Raw genomic sequence first — 6066 nt, forward strand, 5'->3', positions numbered from 1 at the left:
GAGTACGCGGACTGGTAGAGCCCCTTCACGAGCGGCGCGGACTCGACGGTCGAACCGGAGTCTTTGCCGGTGCTCTGGCCGGGCTGCGCGGACGCGGTACCGGTCAGGGCCAGCGCACTGCCCGCGGCGAGGGCCACGGCAACTGCGGCGGTACGGCGGATGCGGCAGGTGAGTGAGGTCATGCTGCGTCAATCTCCTTGACTGAGGCGCCTCCAGGAGAGGCGATCGCTCGCCAACTTAGCTTAGGCTTACCTAAGTCGCACACCTTTAATTGTGTGGCGCCCGCCACATCCGACTCTATGACCCCTAGGGGGAGGTGGGGTAAACCCCCTCAGCCAAAGGCCAGTTGGCCGGATGTGGCCGCCGCAGACGATCGGCGAGGCTCTTCCCCATGACGAAGATCAAGCGAAACGCAGCGCTGCTCGCCGCCTCCGCCGCCGTCCTTGCCCTCACCGCACCGGTGGCCGCCACGGCCTCGGCTTCCGCCGTCCCCGAAGCCGTGTCCGAGGCCCGGCCGCTCGACTGGAAACCGTGCGAGGGCAGCGGCCTGGACCCCCGCCAGGAGTGCGCGACCGTCGAGGTCCCGATGGACCACGCCCACCCCCGGGGCAAGCAGATCGGCATCGCCGTCTCGCGCATCCCCAGCGAGAACCCCGGGGCCCGCCGCGGCGCCCTGCTCCTCATTCCCGGCGGGCCCGGCGGCTCCGGCATCAACAACCCCTCGGGAAAGGGCCAGAAACTGCCGCAGGCCGTCCGTGACGCCCACGACCTGATCGGCTTCGACCCCCGCGGCCTCGGCCGCTCGTCCCCGGTCAGCTGCGGCCTGGAACACGCCGACCTCGCCACGTCCGCACTGCGCCCCTGGCCCGCCGCCGACGGCTCCATCACCGGGAACATGACGGCCGCGCAGCGGACCGCGGAGGCCTGCGCACGCAACGGCGGCGACCTCATCCGCCACATCAGCACCGCCAACCAGGCCCGCGACCTCGACCGCATCCGCGCGGCCCTCGGCGAGCGGAAGGTCTCCGCGTGGGGCGTCTCCTACGGAACGTACGTCGGGGCCGTCTACAGCCGGCTCTTCCCGCACCGCACCGACCGCATCGTCCTGGACAGTAACGACGACCCCGACCCCTCGCGCGTCGCGCGCGCCTGGATCGCCGGGCACGAGCAGGGAGTCGAGGACACCTTCCCGGAGTTCGCCAAATGGGCCTCCTCGCCCGGCAACCCGGACCGACTGGCCGATACGGCGGCCGAGGTCCGCCCGCTGTTCCTGAAGCTGGCCGCCGAGCTCGACCGAGAGCCGATCCCGTGGCCCGGCGCCAACCCGGAGGAACTCAACGGCAACGTCCTGCGCCAGACCCTCCTCAATTCGCTCTACGACCCCGACAGCTTCCCCGGCCTGGCCAAGCTGATCCTGGCCGCGCAGAAGGGCACGGTCCCGCCCGCGCCGCAGGCACCGCCGGAGCCGGTGCTGCAGAACGCCGTCGCGGTGGGCTCCGCGGTTCTCTGCAACGACGTCGAGTGGCCCCAGTCGAGGGACGCGTACGAGAAGGCGGTCGCCGAGAGCCGGACCAAGTACCCGCTGACCGCGGGCATGCCGAGGAACGCGATGCTGTGCGCCGCCTGGCCGTTCCGGCCGGGGGAGGCGCCCGTGCGGATCACCGACGACGGCCCGTCCAACATCCTCCTCGTCCAGAACGAGCGCGACCCGGCCACCCCGCTCGCCGGAGCGCGCAAGCTCCGCGCTGCCCTGGGCGGGCGAGCCGTGATGGTGACGGTGAACTCGACCGGCCACGACGCCTACCTCGCCAACGGCAACGCATGCGGCGACCGCACCGTCTCCCGCTACCTGGCGACGGGCGAGCGCCCGGACCGGGACACCTACTGCGGCTAAGGCCTGTCAGGCCAGCAACTCCGCGGTGTCCAGGAACGGCCGGCCCAGTTCCTCCGCGCCGAAGCCGAGCACATAGAGCCCGGTCGACACCCGCTCCAGGAAGCCCCACTCCCAGATCGCCTGCCGATCCACCCCGGTCAGGTCCGCGAGCAGCGCGCAGTACGAGCGGATGAGCCCGCGGGCCGCGGCGGCGTCCATGCCCCGCAGCTCCGCGCACCAGTCGCGGAGTACGACCCCCAGGTCGTAGGCGGGATCGGCGAGGAAGCCGTCGGGATCGACGAAGACGAAGCCCGTTCCGGCCCCGGCCCGCGGTGCGGTGACCCGCAGCGCGTTGCCGGGGTGGGGGTCACCGTGCACGACGACGCAACGGCCGGGGTCGAACGCGGCGGCGCGGCGCCCGGCGAACGTCAGCGCCCGGCTGATGACCCGCTCCGGGCAGGGCCGGCCGAGGCTCTGCCACGACCGTCCGACCAGCTCACCCAGGGCACCGGCCTTCTCCCGGGCCGGATCAATGGCCGGCCCCGGAGCGCGGGGCACGCGCCAGGCGCTGTGCAGCATGGCGCACAGCGTCTCGATCTGCTGCGGCGGTGTCAGGCCGAGCCGGTCGAGCGGCGGCCCGAGGGCTTCCTGGAGCATGGCGTGGCGCTGAAGATCGCAGGCGAGCAGTTGCACGTATCCCCGCCCTTCCGCGAGGCGCAGGGTCTGCACCTGGTCCGCGAAGTCCGGGGCGGGCAGCGAGAGTTTGAGCACCGCGTCCCGGCCGTCACCGGTCCGCGCCCGTGCCACGTACGAGGAGCTCCCGCCGGGCAAGGGCGGCCCGGCATCGATGGACCAGCGCCGCTCCAGCTCCCCGACGAGACCGGGCAGCTCCGCAAGCCACTGCTCTCCGGGGGCGCCCAGGCTCAGGGCCTTCTGGCGTACGAGGGGCTGCACATGGACGGCCGGCTTGGTCACGGCGTCGATTATGACGCCGGGAACGGACGGGATCGGCCCCCGTCGTGATCAACATCCCTCTACGCTGCCTGACATGGGCGGGATAGATGTGGCCAACGGAGTCGTCGGCGCCGTACTGGGGATGCTGTTCGCGGTGCTGTTCCAGCAGCCGTTACAGAACGGCCTGTACCGGCTGCGCACACGCTCCGCACGCGCCATGCGCACCTTGCGCAGGCGCGAGGAGTCCAGCCCCGCCTGGCGGACCTTCTCCCTGGGGCCGCTCCACACCTCGGCGCTGATCGTGGAGGGGGACGGCGAGTCGGCGGTCCCCGCCGAAGCCGTGTACATCCAGGTGCTCGACGAGGAGATCGAGCTGCCGTCCGACATGGTCGCCTGGCGGGCCGAGATCGAGGCGCAGAGCGAGCAGTTGCGGGCCGAGGGCCGCACCCCGCTGTGGAACGGCCCTCGCTACGCCGTCGAGTCCTTCGACGTCTCACGGACCGCGCTCGACGAGCAGCCGGAAGTCCATCTGCGGCTGCGCCCGACGGACTACTACACCTTCCTGGCCGCCCAGCAACTGGACCGCAGGCTGGCCGACGGCACGACACCCCGCTCCCGTCATCTCGACCCCGACGACCCGCTGCGGGCCCCCGCGTTCCTGCAGTGCAGCTTCGCGGTCAACGTCGCGGTGGTGACCGCCGACGAGATGCTGGTCGTCAGCAGGCGCAGTGACCGGGTCCGGATGGCGCCGGGAGTGTGGAACTCCTCCGTCAACGAAGGCATGTCCCGGCACATCGACTCCTCCGGCAGAAGCGCCCCGGACCTGCACGCGGTGGCCCGGCGCGGCATGCGCGAAGAACTGGCCCTCGAACCGCACGAGTACTCCCTGGAACTGCTCGCCTTCGTCCTGGACATCGACAAGCGCCACTGGAGCGCCCACTACTACGCCCGGTTGAAGGACCTGACCCGCGAGACCCTGCAAGCGCGCATGAGCAGGGGAGTGGCGGACCGGTGGGAGCACCAGACCATCGACTATGTGCCGTTCCGCCCGGCGGCCGTGATCAAGTACGTCCTGCGCGCCGACCGCATCCACCGCTGGGCCCCGCTCGCCCCGGCGCTCTTCCACCTCGCGCTGGTGCACGTCTACAGCCGTACGCCGGTGGAGAGAGTGGCGGCGCAGATCGTCCGGCGGCTGTAGCGGCGTACGGGGGCGTCTAGGGCAGCGGACCTCCGCGTGCCGTGATCCACAGGTCGTACCACTCCTCGTGGGTGAGGTCGGGTTCGCGGTGCACGGCGTCCTGGCAGGCGAGGATGCGCTCGGGGCGGCTGGTGCCGATGACCGGGGCGATCCGCGCCGGGTGGCGTTGCAGCCACCACAGCACGATCGTCTCCGGTGTCGTCTGCTTGCGGGCGGCGAGTTCGGTGACGAGCCGTGCGGCCGGGGAGTCGCCGCCGTCGGTGAAGCGGCCCCGGGCGAGGGATCCCCAGGCCTGTAGCTGGATGCCGTGGGCGGCGCAGTACTCCAGGGTTCCGTGCGGGAAGCCGCTGTCGGCCGCCGCCGGGGTGTTCACCAGGACACCGGACTCCACCCAGTCGCGGCGCTCCAGGCTCATCTCCAGCTGGTTGGCGACCAGCGGTACGTCGAGGTGCGCCTGGAGGTGGGCGATCTGCGCGGCGCTCATGTTCGACACGCCGAAGCGCCGTACCAGGCCCTGCGCGTGCAGCGAGGCCAGGGCCTCGGCGATCTCTTCCGGTCCGGTCAGCGGATCGGGCCGGTGCAGGAGCAGTACGTCGATGATGTCGGTGCGCAGCCGGGTGAGGCTCTCCTCGACGCGTCGGACGATGCCCGGCCCCCGCAGGTCGTACAGACCGGGCCGGTCGCCTTCGGCGAGGCGGATGCCGCACTTGGTCTGCAGGGTGATGCGCTCGCGCAGCCCTGCCGCTCGGGCGAGGACTTCGCCGAAGACCGCCTCGGCCTTGCCGTGGCGGTAGATGTCGGCGTGGTCGAACACCGTGATGCCCGCGTCGAGGGCCGCTGCCACGGCGGACTCGGCGGCGGCGATGTCCTCGGCCGCGTAGGGAGAGGTGTCCCAGGCGCCGCCGAGTCCCATGCACCCGTACAGCACACGGCCGGTGGGCACGTCGGTGTGCGATGCCATGTCTCCTCCTTCGTGTCGGGCCCTGCCGAACCTGGTCATCGTCGGTGTTTCCCGGCGGCCATGGCCAGGAGTTGGTCCTTGCCGATGACGTCGGTGCGGGTGGACGGGACGGTGCAGGCGTACGCGCCGGCGATCGCGCCGTAGCGGGCGCAGGTGTGCGGGGCCTCGCCGGCCAGCCAGCCGAAGAGGTAGCCCGATGCGAAGGCGTCACCGGCGCCGTTGGAGTCCACCACCGGCGCGGGGGGCGTGACGGCCGGCACGTGGGTCAGCTCGTCCCCGAAGAGGAGGTGGGCCCCGTCGGCTCCGGCCGTCGCGACGACCGCCCGCGCCCGTCCCCGGGCGGCGATCCGCCGCATGGTCTGCTCCGGGTCCTTCAGGGCGGTGGCGGAGAGGAAGACGAGGTCGGCTTCGTGGGCGAAGGCCTCGTGGTAGGTCTGCGCACCGTCCCAGTTGTGCAGGTCGGTCGAGATCGTCAGGCCCTTGGCGCGGAGCGTGGGCAGGGCGAAGGCGCAGGTGAGGGATACATGGGCGTGCCTGCTGACCGTGGCGAGGCTTTCGATCAATGCCGGGGGCAGCCGGTCGGCTTCCAGGGAGCGGCTGTTGTCGTACAGGGAGAGGCGCCGCCCGTCGGGGCCCACGAGGTTCACCGCGCGCTTGGTGCCGCCGCGCTGGGGGACTTCGGTGAACGGGATGCCCCGTTCGCGGTGCAGCGCGCGGACCAGGTCGCCCTCGTGGTCGTCGCCGATCAGGTCGACGTGGTGGGTGCGAAGGCCCAGGGCCTGCACCCCCATCGCCACGAAGTCGCCGGTCTGGCCGGCCCGCATGCCGATCGCGGGCACCATGTAGCTGTCGGCGTAGGGCAGCGGAAGCTCGGGGACATACACGATCGAGTCGACGCCCGCGCCGCCGAGCACCAGGACGTCGATCTCGGTCTCGGCAGTGGGCACACGCACTCCTCGGCTCCGGCTAGGCCGGGCGCTGCTCCGGGCGGCCGGAGGCGGTCGAGTCGCGGACCACCAGTTCCGGCATGAAGAGGAACTCGCTGTGCGGGGCGGGGGTGCCGCCGATCTCCTCCAGGAG

General features: G+C 71.8%; 5 protein-coding genes and 2 pseudogenes. 2 read left to right on the forward strand and 5 right to left on the reverse strand.

The genetic code is table 11. The features are described 5' to 3' along the window. Positions 1 to 182 (reverse strand): annotated as a pseudogene (locus tag ACQKIP_RS37250) (YncE family protein); the annotation flags it as partial. A 209-nt stretch (positions 183 to 391) separates the two neighbouring features. Here ACQKIP_RS37250 and ACQKIP_RS37255 point away from each other — a divergent pair. Then, positions 392 to 1894, forward strand: a complete 1503-nt coding sequence (locus ACQKIP_RS37255) for an alpha/beta hydrolase (protein WP_365864588.1) — start codon at positions 392 to 394, stop codon at positions 1892 to 1894. Between the two features lie 6 nt (positions 1895 to 1900). Here the strand turns inward: ACQKIP_RS37255 and ACQKIP_RS37260 are convergent, their stop codons facing one another. After that, the gene (locus ACQKIP_RS37260; RefSeq protein WP_365864587.1) at positions 1901 to 2848 is read right to left on the reverse strand and encodes an aminoglycoside phosphotransferase family protein; all 948 of its coding nucleotides are present in this window, start codon (positions 2846 to 2848) and stop codon (positions 1901 to 1903) included. A gap of 73 nt (positions 2849 to 2921) precedes the next feature. On the opposite strand from ACQKIP_RS37260, the gene ACQKIP_RS37265 reads away from it, so the two are divergent. Further along, positions 2922 to 4025 (forward strand): hypothetical protein, encoded by a 1104-nt coding sequence (locus ACQKIP_RS37265; RefSeq protein ID WP_365864585.1) that lies wholly within the window; start codon positions 2922 to 2924, stop codon positions 4023 to 4025. A 16-nt stretch (positions 4026 to 4041) separates the two neighbouring features. Here the strand turns inward: ACQKIP_RS37265 and ACQKIP_RS37270 are convergent, their stop codons facing one another. From ACQKIP_RS37270 to ACQKIP_RS37280, 3 genes and pseudogenes are all read right to left on the reverse strand, one after another. Continuing rightward, entirely contained in the window at positions 4042 to 4986 is a 945-nt protein-coding gene (locus ACQKIP_RS37270) for an aldo/keto reductase (RefSeq protein WP_365864584.1), read from the reverse strand. A 35-nt stretch (positions 4987 to 5021) separates the two neighbouring features. Continuing rightward, positions 5022 to 5933 (reverse strand): adenosine kinase, encoded by a 912-nt coding sequence (locus ACQKIP_RS37275; RefSeq protein WP_365864582.1) that lies wholly within the window; start codon positions 5931 to 5933, stop codon positions 5022 to 5024. 19 nt (positions 5934 to 5952) lie between these two features. After that, positions 5953 to 6066, reverse strand: a pseudogene (locus ACQKIP_RS37280) (LacI family transcriptional regulator); the annotation flags it as partial.

Source organism: Streptomyces sp. NPDC059900 (assembly GCF_050270335.1).
Taxonomy (GTDB): domain Bacteria; phylum Actinomycetota; class Actinomycetes; order Streptomycetales; family Streptomycetaceae; genus Streptomyces.